The organism is Paenibacillus sp. BAC0078 (genome assembly GCF_054483875.1).
In genome coordinates this window covers 18,215-37,192 of record NZ_JBTLRW010000006.1, presented here as the reverse complement: position 1 = coordinate 37,192, position 18,978 = coordinate 18,215, and the positions used below count along the sequence as shown (strand labels likewise).

Sequence of the window (18,978 nt, the reverse complement as noted above, 5' to 3'; positions counted from 1 at the left end):
CTGTTTCCAAGAAAATCTACTTCGCCACCAGCGCGTTCAGCTCCCGCAAATCCTGAGCCAAATCAGCCTCGGTATATTTGCCCTGCCCAAAGCCGATCATCGCCCGCAGCGGCATGTATTTCATCATCGCGATGAACATGTCCGGGTTATCCTCCATCGCACTCTCCAGCCCAAAAATACTGCTGTATTTCTTCGCCTTCTCTGCCGTAAGCGGATTATCCAGCAGGTCGCCGACTGTTGTGTTGCGGTGGAAGCGTACTGCAATTTCGGTGCTGGAGCTCACTTCAAGTGAAGCACTCAGCCGGATATCGCGTGAAGAGGACCCGACAGAAATATGGAAGCCGCCGCTCTCCACATGCCAATCGCTAAGCTCCACATTGTAATAGGCAAAGGAACGTTTATCCAGTGTAAAAGAAACCTCCCGCGCTTCTCCGGGCTGCAGCTCCACCTTCTGGAAGCCCTTCAGCTCCTGCAGCGGACGAATGACACTGCTCTGCACATCGCTGACATAAAGCTGCACGATTTCCTGGCCGGTCCGGGTGCCGGTATTCTTCACGGTTACGCTAACATGCACGGTTTCCGTATCGTTGATGCTGGTTTTATCCAGCTTCAGCCCGCTGTACTCGAATTCGGTGTAGCTCAGACCGAAGCCGAACGGGAACAGCGGCTCGATTTCTTTTTTATCATAATAGCGGTAGCCGACGAACAGACCTTCCTTATACTCCACCTTGTCACCTTCGCCCGGGAAGTTCAGGAATGACGGATTGTCGCTCAGCTTCACCGGGAATGTCTCGGCCAGCTTGCCGCTTGGACTCACCTCTCCGAAGAGCAGATCGGCAACAGCTCCACCGAAGGCCTGACCACCCAGATAGCCCTCCAGAATCGCTTTGGTTTTGCCGATCCAGGGCATAATCACGGGAGAGCCGTTGCTCAGCACGACGATAACATTCTCCTGAACTTCAGCGACCGCGCCGATCAGCGCGATATGGCTCTCCGGCAGCGACAAATGGCTGCGGTCATAGCCCTCCGACTCATAGCGGTCCGGCAAGCCAAGGAACAGTACGGCAGCATCTGCTTTGGCCGCTGTTTCCCGCGCTTCCTGCAGCAGCGCCTCATTGATCCCATCGCTGTCAAGCTCATAGCCCTGCGCGTACAGGAAGCTTGCAGCATCTCCCGCCACCGACTGCAGTTCGGCAAAAGCATCATCCAACCTGGTTGGATTTACGTGCGAGCTGCCTCCACCCTGATAACGTGGCTTCTTGGCGAACTCACCGATGACAGCCAGCGTGCCTTTTTTGGCAAGCGGCAGTATATGGTCTTCGTTCTTAAGCAGCACCATGCTCTCACGGGCCACTTCTCGGGCCAGACGGTGATGCTGATCGGGATCAACTGCCGCCTGCTCCCGGCGGTTCTCCACACTTTTGAAAACATAGGACAACACCCGTTCCACAGCCAAATCCAGCGTTTCCATCGACAGCTCGCCGCTGTTCACGGCGGCTACGATTTTGGCGTCGCCGATGCCGCCGCTGGACGGCATTTCCAGCTCCAGCCCGGCCTGCAGCGCCTTTACCCGCTCATTGACCGCACCCCAGTCAGACACCACGAAACCTTCAAAGCCCCATTCATCACGGAGAATCCGGGTCAGCAGCGTTTCGCTTTCCGAAGCGTATTCACCATTAACGCGGTTGTAAGAGCACATGACACTCCACGGCTGACTCTTCTTCACTGCCCCTTCAAAGCTCGCCAGATAAATTTCCCGCAGCGTGCGCTCATCAATTACAGCGTCCGTAGACATACGGCGGTGCTCCTGGTTATTGGCGGCAAAATGCTTCAGCGACGTGCCCACGCCCTGGCTCTGCACACCCTTGATATGGTTCGCGGCCATTTCGGAGGACAAATACGGATCTTCCGAAAAATATTCAAAATTGCGCCCGTTCAGCGGTGAGCGCTTGATATTCGCACCTGGTCCGAGCAGGATGGATACATCCTCCGCCTGGCATTCTCTGCCTAGCGCTTCGCCTACCCGGCCGATCAGCTCCCGGTTCCAGGTAGAAGCCAAGCCTGCCGCAGATGGAAAACAAGTAGCCGGCACACTGTTATGGAGTCCAAGATGGTCTGCGCTCTCTGCCTGCTTGCGCAGGCCATGCGGACCGTCCGTGACCATCAATGAGGGAATACCCAACCGTTCAATACCTTTGGTATGCCAGAAATCCAGTCCGGAGCAGAGTCCGGCTTTCTCTTCAAGCGTCATTTGCGAGATCAGGTTGTGAATGTCAGTCTTCATTATGGGCCTCCTTGAAAGTGCTTACTTTTCTCCATTCTAATATACTTCCCCAGCGATTTATGGCATTATCATTGTATGTCTGGTATTTTCATTGTGGATCGGAGCCAAAAGAGCCATGCTTGATAATATAGCGGATAATGAGAGAATACCGTATATCTGCAGACTAATGTCTGAGTCCTGCCGGGTTCCGGCCATTTGGCTGGATGCAGAGGGTGAAGCCAAGGGCTTGCTGCCGCAGCCGTTCGAGGACCGGCCTCCGGTTGAAGGCGGCAAAGGACTGCTTGCCGAAATAACAGAGCATATTCAAGCCATTCCTATCAGCAACAATAAAACGGGAGCAGCCCTTCCACTCATCCACACCACGGCTTACCTGGAAAATCTCATCGTGCTCCCGCTTGCCGGAGAGCTGAAGCAGGCCGGGGCCATCATCGTCGGGCCTTCACTGTTCGCCCCCTTCACCAGCGGGAATGCGGCAAGCCTGCTGCACGACCATAACATTCCGCCGGGACGGCAGGAAGGCTGGCTTCGCTATTATCAAGGGCTGCCCGTGCTGGACCGGATGCGGCTGTATCATGCCGCTATGCTGCTGCATACGCTAGTTACAGGCCAAGCCTTATCCCTCAGCGAGCTGCTGCTGCAATCACAGTCCGCCCCTCCCATGCAGCTTCCCGAAGAAGGTAGTGATCTTAACCTGTCCTACCGGCGCGAAAACATCTGGCTGCACCATGACCCGATGCTGGAGCGCGAGCTGTTCCGGCACATCCGCAATGGGAATAAAGCCGAGCTGCTGCGGACCCATGCCACCTTTTCCGAAGAGCAATTTGGACGTCTCTCCAAGAAAAGCCAGCTCCGCAGCAAAAAAAATCTCACCATCTCCTCAATTACACTTGCGACCCGCGCCGCGATTGAAGGAGGGCTGTTCTGGGAAATCGCCTACACACTGAGCGACTTTCATATTCAGCACATCGAAGAGCTGACGGATATTCCGGCTGTGGAACGCGCCCAGCTTGCCGCACTCTGCGATTTTGCCGATCATGTGAAGGACAACCGCAGGTCGAAGCTCTCCCGCACGTCCGCGCTGTGCCAGAATTATATTTTTAACCATTTGTATGAAGAGCTTACGCTGGGTACGCTTGCCGGGGTCGCCGGACTTAACGCCAGCTACCTCTCCCAGCAGTTCAAGAAGGAGACCGGCATTGCCGTCAGCGATTACATCCAGCGGGAACGGATTGAGGAGGCCAAGCGCCTGATGGAGCTGCCGGGCATCACTCTGTCGGATATCGCCACCCGGCTCCATTTCAACGACCAGAGCTATTTTACCAAAGTGTTCAAAAAATATACCGGCATGACGCCCAAGCAGTTCCGGCAAGACCGGGGCATAACCATCTAAGGAGCAGCGGTTCAGAATGCCCCAAGGCTTCAATAATATGGTACAATTCTATAGAACGGAATTTAGTTTTGTACGGAGTAAATCGAAGAAGATTAGGCTAACAAAACTAAGTCTATGCTTCCGAAGCAAGTTTTGTCGAAGTAAATCGAAGGTGTATTTGGCTAACAAAACTTTTAGGAGTGATACTATTGGGGATTGGCATCATTTTTATTGGAGTGATTGTCTACATCGTCGTTCAAGCCGTTGTAAAAGATAACAGCAACAAAAAGCGCAGAAGCGGAAGGTACAGGAATGATTCCGCAGACAGTTTTTTCTATACCGGTGCCGGGATGGATTTCACTGCGGACGACAATCACAAGCCTCACTCCGGCAATCATCATGATGGAAGCAACGGGCATCACGGCCATAGCAGTGGCGGCAGCAGCTGGGGCAGCGGCCATGGCAGTCACGGCGGCTGGGATGGCGGCGGACACAGCCACGGCGGTCATGACAGCGGCGGCTATGGCGGGGGTGGTCATGATGGCGGCGGTTTTGGCGGCGGGGATTCCGGCGGTGGCGGCGGAGGCGGGGATTAAATTCGGAGCAAAATGCTCCGTATCGTCTGAATAATCTGAGGGTACGGGGCATTTTTATTTTGCGAAAAGTTATTCTACACGCTGAATTTGAAGCGGCTAAGCAGAACCTCGCCGGTAAAGCTCAGATAGACGTCCGTATTCCCGGCTCCGATGCCCACAAGAACGGTCAGACTCTTCCACTCCTGCAGCCCGCCGCCTGACGGAATCTCAAGCGTACCCGCCATTTTTCCTGATGGACCTCCGGTTCTGATCTCGATGCTGCCGCCTTTCGCGGAGGACACAAGCCCCTGGAACACTGTCGCGCCCTTGTCAAACTGCACATCCTTGAAGGCGATCCAGGCCCCGTCCGCTACCGGATGAATGGATGCGCCGCCCGCCTTGCATTCATCCAGATATACTTTTTCATAATCGTCATAGTTCTCTGCTTTGACCTCTTGATAGAGGTTACGCGCAGGAATCGTCTCTCCATGAACGTATACCTTGCCGGTCAACTGGATGTCGCTTGAGGAGCGGCCAATCATCAGCTCGTATTCACCGGTCTCCACACAGTATTGTTCCCGTGTCACATCCCAGAAGGCCAGCTCGGCCACCGGCAGCGTAAAGGTTACCGTCTGCTTTTGACCGACGGCGAGATGAAGCTTTTCAAAACCCTTCAGTTGCTTCAGCGGACGCTTAACCCGCGAGGACAAGGCATGCACATAGAACTGAACGACCTCGTCTCCGGCGGTATCACCGGTATTTTCAATCTGGACCGACAGTTGAATCTTTCCGTCCTGCTTCAGTTCCTTGTCTGCCAGTGACAGATTGCTGTAGGCAACCTTCGTGTAGCTCAGGCCATGCCCGAACGGATACAGCGGCTCGCCGTCAAAGTACATGTAGGTCCGTTTGCCTTTGATAATATCGTAATCCATCAGATCAGGAAGCTGCTCCACGGAACGGTACCAGGTCATATTCAGCTTGCCTGACGGGCTATAGTCGCCGAACAGCACATCTGCTACCGCGTTGCCCAGCTCCTGTCCGCTGTGGGAGGTATACAGCACCGCCGGAATATTCTCGTCAATCCAGGTGGAAGAAATCGGATAGCTGCCCACAATCACTACTACCGTATTCGGATTGGCTGCGTGTACCGCTTTGACCAGACGCTCCTGCTCTTCCGGCAGCACAATATCCGGTCTGTCGATTTCTTCCTTGCCGTTCAGCAGCGGATGGTTGCCTACGAATACAACTGCGACTTCAGCAGCCTTAGCGGTAGCAACCGCAGCTTCTATGCCGCTCACGACTGTATTTTTGCGGAAGGAACGTTCTTCAGCGCTGGCATCCTCTGCGCCAACCCGGAGCGTCCCGTCCTCTGCATCAATAGAGATCAGCTTGTCATTCCAGGTCCGCAGACTTACAGCGCCGTCAGCTTCCGGCACCAGATTCAGCGATTCCTTCACGTACCAGCCATAGATTTCATCTGCAGAGGCTGTCAGGGTATCGGCATCGCTCAGCGTAACATACTGTCCCCGGCTGGTCGCCTCCAGCGTATGGGCTGTCCAGCCCCAAGCCGTATGGCGGAACATCTCCCCGCGCTCAAGTGCATCATACAGCACAGCCAGCCTGCCATCCTCGCCGGTCATTCCCACGGCTTTGCCGTTTGCCGCCGATGTCAGAATAATCCGGTCATCACCGCTCTCAAAAGCTACCTGCTTCCCGGCAAGCTTCTTGCGTACCCCCTGCAAAGGCGTAACGCCATATGCCAAAGTGCCGGAATACCAGTCTCTGAAGGCTTCATCCGCCAGCGGTCCGATGAGCGCCACTTTGGACAGCTTTGTTTTGCTGAGCGGGAGGGTGGCATTGTCATTCTTAAGCAGTACAATAGACTGCTTCGCCGCTTCCAGCGACAGCTCGCTGTGCTCCTTGCTGAGAATTACGGAATCGTCGATAGCTGCATACGGATTGCCTTCCTCCGGATCGAACTCGCCCAGACGGAAACGGACCCGGAAGGTATTGAAGAGCGCACGGTCGAGATCCGCTTCGGTAAGATGACCCTCATTCAGCGCCTGATGAATAACCTTAATCGTCTCTTCCGTCTCTTCAGTCACACTGTCGATGCCGTTCTGGATGGATTCAGCCATAGACTGGGCGAACGATTCATAATACTTATGGTCCTTCACAATCCCGAACAAATCCCCGGCATCGCTTACAATAAAGCCATCCATTTCCCATTCGCCCTTCACAATCTCCATAACCGCCGGATGCAAAATCACCGGTACACCGTTCACCGAGTTGTAGGCGGTCATCATCGACTGCGCGCCGCCTTCCTTGAAGGCAGGCTTGAACGCCTCAAGATAATACTCGCGCATATTGCGCGGATCAATGCTGGATGAATCCACTCCACGGTTAATCTCGTTGTTGTTGCCGAGAAAATGCTTCAGCGTTGCTACCGCTTTCAAATATTTGGGATGATCCCCTTGAATCCCCTTGACGAGCGCGGTGCTAAGACGGCCAGTTAATGCAGGGTCTTCGCCGTAAGCCTCTTCCGTTCTTCCCCAGCGCGGGTCGCGCTCCATATCTACTGTAGGCGCCCAAAGCGTGAGGCCGTTAACTGTAGGATTTTTCCGGTAAAAAGCTCTGGCTTCGTCACCGATCGCCGCACCAATCTTGTGCAGCAGCTCCGTGTTCCAGGTGCAAGCGAGACCGCTAGGCTGTGGAAAAGAGGTCGCTTTGCCCAGCCAGGAAATGCCATGCGCTCCCTCCGTACCGTGCTTGTAGCCGCCGATTCCAAGACGCTCGATGGCTGCTTGATATTGTGGCATCAGGCTTGCCTTCTCATCCAGCGTTAATCTGGATAGCAGGTCCTGAACGCGTTCATTCAGCTGCAGCTCCATTTGTTGAAAAGGATATATTGCTGTTTCCATTCAAGTAGACACTCCTTTTGTTCTCTATGACAACGGTTTCAGATTATCTTTTCCATCATAAAAGATTCCCTCCAGGAGCGACACCAGCACAATTGACAGAAAAATCAGTTCAAAATTAGAGATTTGCGGTGGCGAGCTGGGTCTGGGGACGAGAGCTCCGGGGGGGCGGGACAACAACGGCATTTTTGCCGTTGTTCCCGGCCATTCCGGCCGTGGCGGCTTCAACAACGGCATTTCTGCCGTTGTTCCAGGCCATTCCGGCCGCGCAAGCTTCAACAACGGCATTTCTGCCGTTGTTCCAGGGCATATCGCTCGCGGCGGGTCCAACAACGGCATTTCTGCCGTTGTTACAGGGCATCCCACTCGCGGCGACTTCAACAACGGCATTTTTGCCGTTATTCATGGACATCCCGCACACTTCGCTCACCATAGCTGGTCGTCCGAGAATGAATGAATAACCTCATAACGGCAGACCCTCTTGCCGCTATTCGTTGGCACAGGCCGGACCCTGCCTTTTGCAGACAGCGACTGCAGCGCATTTCGAACCGTCCGCAGGTTGACTCCAAGCTCCTTGACCAGATCAACGGGGCGGATTACTCCATCCCTGGAGACCGCAAGCCGGATGATCTCGCGTTCCAGACGAGTAAATGATTCCACTGTGTGCTTCACGCTTAGAAACGGGGCCAATAGTGACCTCATCAGCGAAATCGTAAGCTGCGGGGTATCTTCAAGGTCATCATAAGGAATCGCTGCTACCCGAAAGCCGGCAATTTGCAGGAAAGTTTCCCGGTTAAGCTCCTGACGGTAACGGCGGCGATCCATATTTTGCACATGGGGCCCGTATCCCTTCACTTCAAATGCAAATTTCACCTGTCCCGGCTTCCAGACAAAGTCAACAAAATACGGCCGGCCCCGAAAGTCCACGACCTCATATTCTGGGTGCAAATCCTGCAGGGACCCCATCATCGGCCACCACACCTGCTCCAGAAACATCCGCTCTCCATGGCCATGTCCCCGTTCCAGCCTATCCCGGCGTTCGCCCTTTCTTCGCTTCGCATGATACTCAAGCCATCTACTGTACTCTTCTTGAAATCCCATAATATACAATCCCCTTCCTTTGGGCACAAAAAAATCCCGCACCCATGTAAGCATGAGTACGGGACGTGCTTCGTCCTATTTGGAAATTAGTATAGGTATAACGGACAGCGGCTGTCAATAAATTAGTTTACGTACGTCCTGAATTGTTTGTCTCACATAGAGATTTCAGTCCAGCGTCACTCAACTCGTCAAAAACCTCCGCGCATCCGGCGATAGGTTGGCGCGGTTCACTGCGCCGCTGGCAGTGGCAAAAGCCCCCTCCAGACCAGGCTCAAGCGGACGGCTGCGGACCTCGCTGGGGGATAACCCGTACCTCGCCTTGAACACCTTGTGAAAATAGGAATACGTGCCGAACCCGCAGCTCCCGGCGATGTTTTCCAGCCCAAGGTCGGTATAGCGAATCTGCTCCAGGGCGTTCGACAACCGGATTTCCTGCGCATAGTGAATAATAGTATAACCCGTCAGCTCTTTAAAAAGATGCACCGCCCGGGACACGCTAAGTCCTGCAGCCTCGGCAACATCCTTTACCCGCAGCGGGCGCAGCGCATGCTCATTGATATACCGCCGCATCAGCATCACTATTTCGTTAGAATGGCCCTGGTCATCCTCACGAGAGCCGGAATCCACCGGCAGACGGTCGAGCGACAAACATAAGGCGCAGAGCAGATGACGGATCAGCTCAGAATTGTCCTGCACACGCCGGTGATGCTCGATGTTGAGCTGCTGCCATAAGCTCAGCATGCCGGCGTCCAGATGAATTTTTTGCTGAATCGGCCGGGGTTTCGCCTTCCACCAGTCTTCAATCCATGAGCCTTCGCAGAGCATAAAATAATCGCCGCTCTCAAGTCTCCCGTCCATTGTCCCTACCTCTAAATGATAAGGCTCCCCAGGGCGGTAAATCAGCAGATCACCGGGTTCTATGAGCTTCATTTTCCCGTTCACCAGTGCCCGGCAACTGCCTACCACCTGCAGGCGAAGCAGAAAAAAGGGAGGCGGCTTAAAGGAAGTTTTAAACGGAAGAGTATGAAAAGAATACGCACAGGCATGCAGCCTCAAGTCCAAGCTTATCACCATCCAGCCAAATAGTAGAGGTATTCAAGCAGATAAAACATTCTGTAAACACCGATAATTATCTATACTATAATCAAATAAAAGATATAGCCGCAAGCTGTACCTGAAGGAGTCTCTCACGTTATGTTGAATCGAACCCGCAATCTTTTGCTGATTCCAAGCTATCCTGTTTTTATGGCCTGCATGCTGCTGCAAGGAATGGCAATCTCCATTAGCGCACCCTTTTTGGCAGTGTATTTTACCACAGAGCTGGGTGTCTCCGCCGGAACATTCGGTGTCTTCACCGCAGTGACTATCGTAAGCGGCGTGTGGCTCAGCATGGCGATTGCCAAGCGCTCCGACAGCGGCCTGAACCGCAAAAAGTTAATGGTTGCTTCCATGTTTTTTAATGCGCTAGCTTTTGCCGGTTACCTGTTTATTCATGATTTTTATTGGCTGCTGCTTTATATGACCGTATTCACAGCCATCGGCGCTCCGGCTATGCCGCAGCTGTTCGCCAGTGCGCGCGAGGCAGTTAATGCCAGCCGGTCCGCCGATCATGCTTTTGCCAATTCATTTCTTCGCTCGATGTTTTCCTTAGGCTTCATCGCCGGTCCGCTGATCGGCTCGATTCTCATTGCTCATTTCGACTTTCAGGGCATCTTTATGAGCACTACGCTGGTATTTCTTCTAAATGCGTTTTTGATGCTTGGCTTTGTAAAAAGCCCTGCCGCCGTTCAGCGGCCAACAGCCAGCAGCCCGCGCCAGCCGGTCAAGCTGCATCAGAACCCCAGAGTGCTTATCCCTTCTCTCGTGGTGACACTGTTATATTCAGGGCAATGGATGAACAATTTAAATATTTCGCTGTTCATCACCAATACACTTGGAGGCAACACGCAGAATGTCGCCTCACTATCCAGTATATGTGCGCTGCTTGAGATTCCGTTGATGCTTGTCTTGGGCCTGTTATCCGCCAAATATTCCGCCCGCCTGCTCATGATCTGGGGAAGCGTGCTGGGTATCGTCTATTACATAGTAGTGCTTACCTCAACAGCTCTATGGCAGATTATTGCCGGGCAGGTGCTGCTGGCCTTTTTTGTAGCCGTCATTTCCGCTATCGGCATCAGCTATATTCAGGACCTGCTCCCGGATTTGCCGGGATATGCTTCAACGCTTTTCACGAACTCAACCACCATCGGAAGACTGGCAGGCAACCTGCTGGGAGGGGCGGCAGCGCAATGGTTCGGATACCGTAACGCCTACTGGGGCTGTCTGCTGCTGATTGCTGTCGCTCTGGGTTTGCTGGTAATCCCCCGCCGTTCATCCGCAGAACAGGCAGGCCACTCTGCCAGCATCATATAACAGCAGGAATCTGCAATGAAATCATGGGTAAAAAAAACAAGCGTCCATTATCGGCAAAGCCGGATGGAGGCTTGTTTTTGACTTACTTACATAAAGAGCTCTGCCCTTCTCTCACTGGATATTTCAAAAACAACAAGACTGATAATGAGTAAATTGATAATCACCACTAAGAGGAAATTCATGTCTGCATCTTTCCTAATAAACAATCTGGTGATCAGGAACCCAATGGATATCCCCTCACCAATCAGATTTATCGGCAACCATAAAAGAGGGGCGAATGCCACGATAATAAAAGGGTCCCATACTCTGCTTAGGATAAGAAATCCGGCCATAGCAATAAGCTGGACTCCTGGCCACGTCATAATTACTGTACTGATTCTGGCTGACCCCTCTAACAAAAACCCCAGTGTTATCCCAATGCCAATTAACAAAACAACAAACATAATCGAAACACTTACAGGCACACTGGAGTGGCCGGATAGCTTCTCATCTAATTCTTTAAAAACGTCACGGCCCACTCCAAAGCAAATTATGCAAAGAATAATAAGAATACCGCCCGAAATAACCTTATCTGATCGTTTCATACTACTTCCCTACTTTCAGAGCCTTCTCAATAACCAGCCTTGAACAACCAGTATATTCCAAGTATATCATCGGCTGAATTATTGAATGAGTGAATAGCTCCTTTACACCGTCGGAATCGTCCCGCCGTCAATCACATATTCACTACCAGTAATGGAAGCGGCCCGGTCGGAAACGAGGAACGCCACCAGCTCGCCGACCTCCTCCGGCAGTCCCGGACGGCCAAGGGGAATGCCGCCCAGTGAATCCATCAGCTCCTTCAATGCAGCTTCCCGGCTTCCTGTGGCCTGGGCGATCCGGTCAATCATCGCGTCCGCCGCCTCGGTCTGAATGAAGCCCGGCGCCACTGTGTTAATGCGGATGCCGCGCGGCGAGAATTCATTGGACAAGCCTTTGCTGTAGTTGGTCAGGGCTGCTTTGGCGGCAGCATAGGCCAGTGTAGTTTCATATAGCGGCAGACGTCTCTGTATCGAGGAGATATGAACGATGGCTCCGGAGCCCTGCTCCAGCATCATCGGCAGCAGCCCGCGGTCCAAGCGGACGGCGGCAAGCAGATTCCAGTTCAAGGCTTGGAGCCAGTCTTCATCGGTCAGGACAAGCGCTCCACCAGGGGGTGTGCTGGACCCTCCCACATTGTTGACCAGAATATCAATGCCGCCAAGCACTTCCCTCACCCCATGGATAACCTTCTCCACCCCTTCTGGTGTGGCAATATCCGCTTGCACGAACAGCTCCGGCTCCGGCAGATCGGCTGGCCGGGTGCGGGCAGTGGTCATCACGGTTGCTCCGCTGCCTGCCAGCCGTTTGGCGATGGCTTCCCCCATTCCCCGGGTACCGCCGGTTACCAGTACTCTTTTTCCTGCAAATTCATGCGCTGGGTCCTTATAGATTACGGCCATTTCTGATTCCTCCTATGATTTTGCTGCTGGGGACACGCCTTCAACAATAATCCCGCGGTAGGTCCCGCCCCTCAGCCGATGCTGCACCGCATCCTGATAAGCGGGACTGTAATACCAGACCTTGGCTTCTTCGAAGCTCGGGAACTCAAGAATGGCCGCTCCTTCAACAGCAGGGCCTTCGATCACTTCATAGGTTCCATACACCGCAAGCGGGGTTACGGGATGCCCCGCCAGACCTCCAGGCGCTTTTTGCGAATAGATACGAAGCTCCTCCGGGTCAAGGCTCTGCTCACGAATAAAAATGACATATGCGCTCATTGCGCCCCTCCATTCCTGTGCTGTATTGTCTGCTTGGCAGGTACAGTGTTATTTTACAATCCGCTTTTACATAAGTATAATTTATCTTATTCATATTATTGATTATTATTATTCATATAAAATGGAGGGGTTTCTCCTGGAACTCACACAATTGGAATATTTCATTACAGTCGCCAAGCTTCAGCATATGACTAAGGCTTCCAAGGCCCTTAACCTGACCCAGCCCGCTTTAAGCCATGCGATTTCCAAGCTGGAGGATGAATTGGGGCTGCCGTTGTTTGACCGGGGCGGACGGAATATCCGGCTCAACCGTTACGGGATACAGTTCGCCAAGCGGGTAGAAGAGGCTCTGCGGAGTATTGAAGGCGGCATGCAGGAGATCCGGGAGTGGTCCGATCCCGATACTGGCGTTATATCTATCTCCTATCTGAATATTTTAGGCGTAGATCTGGTTCCCAGCCTTGTCAAAGAGTATAAGCAGGACCACCCCAAGGTCCGTTTTGAATTATTTCAGGGTAATCTTGGCGATCTGGATGAGCATTTTGACCAGGGCAGCTCCGATCTGATGATCACCTCCAAGGAGTCCACAATTATGAAGCACGAATGGCTGACGATCCTGAAAGTTCCTTTATATATCGTGGTTTCTGCCCAGCACCCCTTTGCCGGGCAGTCCTCCCTCAGCCTAACCCGCTTGTCCGGCGAGCCTTTTGTCGGTCTCAAAAAGAACTGCGGCTTAAAGGCCACCATCACCGCCCGCTTCGAAAATACCGGGTTTCAGCTCGCCTCCACCTACGATGCCGAGGATCTGGTTACAGTAGCCGGCTTCATCAAGGCAGGGCTCGGCGTATCCGTCCTCCCGCAAACACCGGGGCTGATGTTGGAGGGGCTCGCCTGGATTCCGATCACCGAGGAAGGCTGGGAATGGGAGATTGGCCTGAAATGGCGAAAAGACCGCTACCTTCCGGCAGCGGCCAAACAATTTATTGATTTTATTGACCAGCGATAAGCTCCTGTTATTTCAGCAAAGGCAGCTCCCGTGCGTCCCTTAGTACTCTATTCGCCCTCTTCCTGCTCTCCCGGATTCAGCTTCAGCTTGCGGTAATCTCCAGGTGTGACCCCAACCACCCGCTTGAACACCCGCCCGAAGGTGATAGAGTTGGCATAACCAAGCTGCTGGGCGATATCCTGCAGATTATCGCTGGTTGTCGCGAGCAAATATTCCGCCCGCTGCATCCGCAGCTGGGTCAGGAAATCCACGAACTTCATATCAAATTCCTCTTTGAAGAGATGGCTGGCATATTTGCCCGAAATCTGAAACCGGTCGCTTAGATGCTTGAGCGATAAGTCAGGGTTAGCAAAATTTTCTTCTATATATATCTTCATCTCACTGATCATCGCGCGGTAGCTTTTGGACTCATTGACGGATACATAAATCCGGTAAATTTCTGCGAGCCATTTCAGCATGACGGCATGTACCTGCGACAAAGTTGTTTCCGCTTCGATCTCACTGTAATAACCCCGCAGGCTCGGCTCGCTGAAGATTCTTTTCAGACTGTCCGACAACTGCCCCAGCTCACGGTCCAGCATCTGGATCAGGGTGTGAAGCAGCATGTGAATCTCCTCATCCTTCACCTGGTCCTCGCTGAACCAGAGAAACAGCTCATCCAGCCTGTGCCGCCAGTTCTCGTCCGCAATGCGGAATTCCCGCACAATTTCACCGAGCATTTGCAGATATTTGTACGACTGCAGCGCGGCCCTGTCCGGCAGGCTGTCACTCAACACAACCATGTCTCTGCCGAGCGACAGCTTATGCTGCAGGGCCATGTCAGCCGCCGAGCAGGATTCAGGAATGGCCTCCAGCCCGTCAACCACCGGTCCTACGCCAATAGCCAGCGACAGCCCCAGATTATCACTGACCCATCTCAGGCAACGCTCCGCCAATACGCGAAGAGCTTGCTTGTCCGCGCTGAGGCTCTCTCCAGAGCTGACAATGAGTCCAATCCGGTTGCCGCTCACCCATTCCGCCCAGCCCTGGAGACCTTCTTCGCCCGCCAGCTCCTGGAACAGATTCATAAGCGTCAGCTTGAGCAGATTCTGATCCTTGGCCGGATATTTTCTGCGGAAATCATCGTAGTGGTTGATTTCGGCTGCGATATAGGCAAATTGCACCGAATCCCCGGTGAACGGAGTGAATCGCTCCAGCCTGTCCGCAAGAGAGGTGATTCTTTCCCCCTCCAGCAGGTCCAGGAACAACTGACGTCGCTGCACCAGCAGATTTTCGTCATATTGCTTTTGATAATCCATGGTTTGATTAATCAGGGTTTCGAGCGCCCGGTCGATCAGCACAAGCTCATTTCTTGAGGTGCCATCCAGACTCTCCTCGCGGAATTGCAGCGCCTGAATCCGGTTCATCATCGCTTTGATCGGCCGGTAATTTTTGCGGGTGATGTACAGGATGTACAGTGTGCCCAGAATAACGGTCAGAATCCCGATAATAATCCAGATATAAGAAACCACCGACATCCATGCGAACAGCTCACCCGCACGGATGCCACTCTCGAAGGTCCAGCCTATATTGTCCATGTGGATACGGGTGAGCACACTTCCCTGCGGAATTTCCTTCTCCCCGTGAGCCGCATAGACCAGCTCTCCCTGATCATTGACCACCTGCATGAAAGAAACCTGACCGCTCGTCATGTCAGCAATCATCCGCTCGAGCCTATACATGCTGAGATTAACCACAATCATACCCTCGGAGCCGAACGGCAGCGGCAGCCGCTTATACATGCTAATCACACGTGAAGTTGGGTCCGAGCTGAACATCTGGAGCTTGCGGACCTCACTCCATTGTCCAGTATCCGTCCCGGTCAGCGCCTGCTTGAGATAATCCCGGTCGGCAAAAACATCTCTGTCCACCAAGCCGTTCAGCGTCAGCACCTTTTCATCGAGCTTCCGGTAAATGTAGATGGAGTCAATCAACTGATTGCGGTACAGCATCCCTCTCATATCCTTCACGGTGCTGTACAGCCTGGTACGGTCGCCCTGGTCGCTCAGCCCGCTTAGATAATCACTGTAATCATGATTGGTCTCCATCTCCTGCAGCACCGCCAGCTCCACTTCACTCAAGGCATTCTGCACGGAATCCACTACAAAGCCAGTAGAGATACGGTTGGCCTTATTGGTCTCACTGCGCGACAGCTCGCCTACAATGAGAAAGGAGAGAAAGATGAGAATCGATACGGTCAGCAGAAAAATAGGAAAGTAGGAGAACATCATTCTGCTGGACCAATTTCGCTTCATATGAACTCCCCCTGCCCTCTTGACTTGAACCCGAGACCTGCCTCTATGCTCTGTTAAATAAGCTGAACTATAGACTTTCGTAATAGGACTGGTCATAACTGCGGGGAATGTTTGGACTTCCGGACGCTGACGCTCCGTAAGTATCCAAACTTCCCCTCCGTCACTTCCGTCCTTTTATCTTAAATTCAGCTTATATACTCACAACCTCGGAGACAACTTCGCAATTCTGTTTATCCAATATAACATGCCGGCTCCGATTAGTGCACTGAGAGTGCAGGCAAGATACATCACCTGCGCGCCGCCCGCATGATACAAATAGCCGTTCAGCAGATTGCCCACGATGCCCCCAAGGCCGGAGAATACCATATTAAATATGCTTTGACCGGTGGCCTGCATTTTTTTGCCGGAAGCGTTAGCCACATATTCTACCGCAGCCACATAGAACAGGCCGAAGGACAAGCCATGCAGCACCTGAACGCCGACCATCACGGCCGGAACCGGAAACAGCCATTGAATGCCCCACCGCAGCGCATAGAAAAATGCCGCCAGCAGCAGCGTCCGTTCATGGCCGATTCTGCGGAGAATTTTGGCCGCAAGCAGCATGGAAGGGATATTGGTCAGAGAAGCCAGCAGCAAAGCGGTGCCCACCAGAGAGTAGCTGCCCCCGGCATCCTGAAAAGCGAGCACAAAAAAGGAGTTATAGGCCGTAAGCGTCTGATTCACGAAAAAACAGGCAACCAGAAACATCACGAACATGCGGTTGCCGAGCAGCTCCTTAAATCCCTGTGACAAAGAGATCGCGGCAGCATTTCGCTCCGTACTGCGGGACAAGCTGAGTACGGTAGCAGCTCCTGCAAGGCTAAGCGCCAGAAAAGGTATCCACAGCTCGGTAATCCCGAAGCTCGACAGATAGAAGCCGCCGGCATAACCCCCAAGCGCTGTCCCCAGGCTGCCCAGACTGCGGATGGTTCCATAGGAGGTGCGCCCCTTCCGCGCTGCGGAGACTGCATAGGAATCGGCAATCGGGCTTTGCGTAGCCTGAAAGACAATGGAGATGATATACACCATCACAATCACTATGAACAATTTCAAGCTGTACAAATAAGAAAGGATAGCAGGTATAGAGATGCTCAGAATAAGCACGAGCTTCGTCTGGCGGTACCGGTCGACCAATAGACCCCAAACCGGCTGCACCAGAATGGACAGCAGCGTGCCAACCGACATCAGCACTCCCACAACATCTGCCCCAAGACCCTGATGGACAAACAAGGTAGTCAAATAAGGATTGAACAGTCCACCCGCCAAACCTGTGATCAAATATAACAAGCGGAGCTTGAGCAGCTCCATTTTGGCTTGCATGGGTATTATCGCCGCATTTTCCATGTTGCATTCTTCCTTCATCACAAGATAGTCGCTTAGAAAAAGATAGACCCCGCCACAGCCTGGCTGGAGGTCTATCTAGGACGGCCTTTATTCAAGCAAGCTCAGGCCATCCGTTGCCTGCTTCTGTCTGCTATGGGTTCAGCGGGTCGAGCTGCAGGGTGAAGCTCATCTTCACGTTTCCGTCCTTCGGATGGTACGCATAGACAATTTCCAGCAGCTTGTCACTTTCGTTCCAGATAACAGCCGGCTCCGGCGCCACAGCAGAAACCTTGCAGCCCAGATTTGGCAGCCTCCAGCATTCAGGAGTAATCTCGGCGAAGGACAATCCGGGCCCGCTGACTTCAAAATACACTTCAATTTCCGTATCCGTATCCACCTCTACCTCTACCGCCAGCAGATCCTTGTCCACAGAAGCTTCGAAAATAATTCCCCGCAAATGGGTGTTCCAGCCCTTGCCCTTCTCCCGGCGGAGCAGCCGCAGGTAGCATTTCTCACCTTCGGCATTCTTCCAGTGAATCGTCGCCGGATGCATCTGGCCGTTCGTGTTCCGGCTGCCCGACATGGCGCCAAGCATCCGGTCCCGTCCGATCCAGGCTGCCGCGGTGCACAGATTACGGTTCGCTTCAGGATTGTCCCGCTCACACAGCTCGCGGAACTGCTTCGTCGTTTTGCGGTCTCCGCTATGCTCCCTAAACTGCTGAAGCAGCACTTCAGGGAGGTCTGCCCCCACCAGGGCAATCAGCGGATCATGGCTGGTTTCACAGTTAACGCCGGTCATATGTTCATAGCCTGCTCCCAGCGCCAGATAGAGAAAAACGCCGATAGAGCTGTGGGCGGTCATCTCCATCTCGTAGGCACGGGAGAACGGCCCCGAGAGATTTTCCAGATTCGGATTGTAGAACTGGGCGATATTCTCCCACAGTCCATGCTCCAGCTTGCCTCCGGTTTGGCGGATGGCAACAGACTTACCGTACATTCTCCACATGCCCAGAACAGTCAGATCCACACCGTAATAGGTAGTTGTATTGAACTCCGCCAAGGAACCGAATTCCTCGTATGCGGCAAGTGCATCCGCTGCCTCCCTGTCCGAGTGCGTAATCCAGCTGCTAGCCCCAAACCGGTGTCCGTAATAATGGACAATGAAGATATGCATGAGCAGGATATTCGAGTTCATCGGAATAGCATCGGACAGGCGCCGGTCAATCGAAGCCCCGACGGCTGCAAGCATAGATTCATTCATCCGGCGGACCAGCCCTTGCGGCAGCCAGTCTTCGAATTCATCCAGAATCACAGCGAAGGTACAGGCAATAAACTCACGCCAGTTCGGGTCATAGCTTTTCCATACCGGGGGCAGCACCTTATCCACCGCGCTGCGCAGGGATTGTCTGATGGCTTTGTCATCCATACCGGCCGCCGATAAATCCGCTTGACCGGCTAGCTGCCCGGTTAACTTCTTGCCAACCTTCTCCACCGTCTCACTCAGGAAGAACGCAAACCCCAGCGCGAATTTCTTCCAGTCATAGTTGCCCGCCGGAGGGTAGACCGCCTGTGGCGAGGTGCGGAAAGTACCGTGATAAATCTCGTCCGGGCAGTGATACTGCAGGTCCATCACTTTGTCCAGCAGCCTGCAGGCCCGCAGTACATCGCCAGGGTTATTTCGGATAAGCAGAGCCAGCGCATAGTGTGCGCTGCTGCGGGTATTGTGGTGTCCTATCTCTTCTTCATCTCTGAGCAGCTCCATGTCTTCATCATAGAGCGGGTCCATCATCTCCAAGGCTTGAACAATCAAGTAACGCTGCTTTTCTGTAAGCCGGTCCATCATTGCCTGGGTCATTCT

At 53.2% G+C, this 18,978-nt stretch carries 15 protein-coding genes; 4 read left to right on the top strand and 11 right to left on the bottom strand.

The features are described from left to right. Nucleotides 1–16 precede the first annotated feature (16 nt). Complete coding sequence (locus ACX1DY_RS13225; protein ID WP_458964665.1) at nt 17–2,284, bottom strand: glycoside hydrolase family 3 C-terminal domain-containing protein; 2,268 nt, start codon at nt 2,282–2,284, stop codon at nt 17–19. A 115-nt stretch (nt 2,285–2,399) separates the two neighbouring features. Between ACX1DY_RS13225 and ACX1DY_RS13220 the strand changes: the two genes are divergently transcribed. Both ACX1DY_RS13220 and ACX1DY_RS13215 read left to right on the top strand, forming a co-directional pair. Further along, nucleotides 2,400–3,674, top strand: coding sequence for a helix-turn-helix domain-containing protein (locus ACX1DY_RS13220; RefSeq protein ID WP_458964664.1), 1,275 nt, complete (start codon nt 2,400–2,402; stop codon nt 3,672–3,674). Between the two features lie 188 nt (nt 3,675–3,862). Continuing rightward, nucleotides 3,863–4,249: a hypothetical protein gene (locus ACX1DY_RS13215; protein WP_458964663.1), complete on the top strand. Its 387-nt coding sequence runs from the start codon at nt 3,863–3,865 to the stop codon at nt 4,247–4,249. Nucleotides 4,250–4,323: 74 nt separating this feature from the next. Here ACX1DY_RS13215 and ACX1DY_RS13210 read toward each other — a convergent pair whose 3' ends face one another. The 4 genes from ACX1DY_RS13210 to ACX1DY_RS13195 form a co-directional block, all read right to left on the bottom strand. Then, complete coding sequence (locus ACX1DY_RS13210) at nt 4,324–7,149, bottom strand: glycoside hydrolase family 3 protein (protein ID WP_458964662.1); 2,826 nt, start codon at nt 7,147–7,149, stop codon at nt 4,324–4,326. 115 nt (nt 7,150–7,264) lie between these two features. Beyond that, nucleotides 7,265–7,579, bottom strand: a complete 315-nt coding sequence (locus tag ACX1DY_RS13205; protein ID WP_458964661.1) for a hypothetical protein — start codon at nt 7,577–7,579, stop codon at nt 7,265–7,267. Next, the gene (locus ACX1DY_RS13200; protein ID WP_458964660.1) at nt 7,573–8,247 is read right to left on the bottom strand and encodes a hypothetical protein; all 675 of its coding nucleotides are present in this window, start codon (nt 8,245–8,247) and stop codon (nt 7,573–7,575) included. The genes ACX1DY_RS13205 and ACX1DY_RS13200 overlap by 7 nt, the downstream gene beginning before the upstream one ends. Before the next feature lie 180 nt (nt 8,248–8,427). Continuing rightward, nucleotides 8,428–9,321 carry a helix-turn-helix domain-containing protein gene (locus ACX1DY_RS13195; protein ID WP_458964659.1) on the bottom strand — a complete coding sequence of 298 codons (894 nt, stop codon included), beginning with the start codon at nt 9,319–9,321 and terminating at the stop codon, nt 8,428–8,430. 120 nt (nt 9,322–9,441) lie between these two features. Here ACX1DY_RS13195 and ACX1DY_RS13190 point away from each other — a divergent pair, with 120 nt between their 5' ends. Then, a complete protein-coding gene (locus ACX1DY_RS13190) occupies nt 9,442–10,659 on the top strand; it encodes a sugar efflux transporter (protein ID WP_458964658.1) in 1,218 nt (405 codons plus the stop codon). 86 nt (nt 10,660–10,745) lie between these two features. Here ACX1DY_RS13190 and ACX1DY_RS13185 read toward each other — a convergent pair whose 3' ends face one another. The 3 genes from ACX1DY_RS13185 to ACX1DY_RS13175 form a co-directional block, all read right to left on the bottom strand. Beyond that, nucleotides 10,746–11,243 carry a hypothetical protein gene (locus ACX1DY_RS13185; protein ID WP_458964657.1) on the bottom strand — a complete coding sequence of 166 codons (498 nt, stop codon included), beginning with the start codon at nt 11,241–11,243 and terminating at the stop codon, nt 10,746–10,748. A gap of 102 nt (nt 11,244–11,345) precedes the next feature. Further along, a complete protein-coding gene (locus ACX1DY_RS13180) occupies nt 11,346–12,140 on the bottom strand; it encodes an SDR family oxidoreductase (protein WP_458964656.1) in 795 nt (264 codons plus the stop codon). 12 nt (nt 12,141–12,152) lie between these two features. Continuing rightward, nucleotides 12,153–12,458 (bottom strand): DUF1330 domain-containing protein, encoded by a 306-nt coding sequence (locus ACX1DY_RS13175; RefSeq protein ID WP_458964655.1) that lies wholly within the window; start codon nt 12,456–12,458, stop codon nt 12,153–12,155. A 151-nt stretch (nt 12,459–12,609) separates the two neighbouring features. Here ACX1DY_RS13175 and ACX1DY_RS13170 point away from each other — a divergent pair, with 151 nt between their 5' ends. Beyond that, nucleotides 12,610–13,464: a LysR family transcriptional regulator gene (locus tag ACX1DY_RS13170; protein ID WP_458964654.1), complete on the top strand. Its 855-nt coding sequence runs from the start codon at nt 12,610–12,612 to the stop codon at nt 13,462–13,464. 47 nt (nt 13,465–13,511) lie between these two features. On the opposite strand, the gene ACX1DY_RS13165 is transcribed toward ACX1DY_RS13170, so the two are convergent. From ACX1DY_RS13165 to ACX1DY_RS13155, 3 genes are all read right to left on the bottom strand, one after another. Continuing rightward, nucleotides 13,512–15,758: a helix-turn-helix domain-containing protein gene (locus tag ACX1DY_RS13165; RefSeq protein ID WP_458964653.1), complete on the bottom strand. Its 2,247-nt coding sequence runs from the start codon at nt 15,756–15,758 to the stop codon at nt 13,512–13,514. Between the two features lie 198 nt (nt 15,759–15,956). Further along, complete coding sequence (locus ACX1DY_RS13160) at nt 15,957–17,141, bottom strand: MFS transporter (RefSeq protein WP_458964652.1); 1,185 nt, start codon at nt 17,139–17,141, stop codon at nt 15,957–15,959. A gap of 130 nt (nt 17,142–17,271) precedes the next feature. After that, nucleotides 17,272–18,975 (bottom strand): hypothetical protein, encoded by a 1,704-nt coding sequence (locus ACX1DY_RS13155; RefSeq protein WP_458964651.1) that lies wholly within the window; start codon nt 18,973–18,975, stop codon nt 17,272–17,274. Nucleotides 18,976–18,978 lie beyond the last annotated feature (3 nt).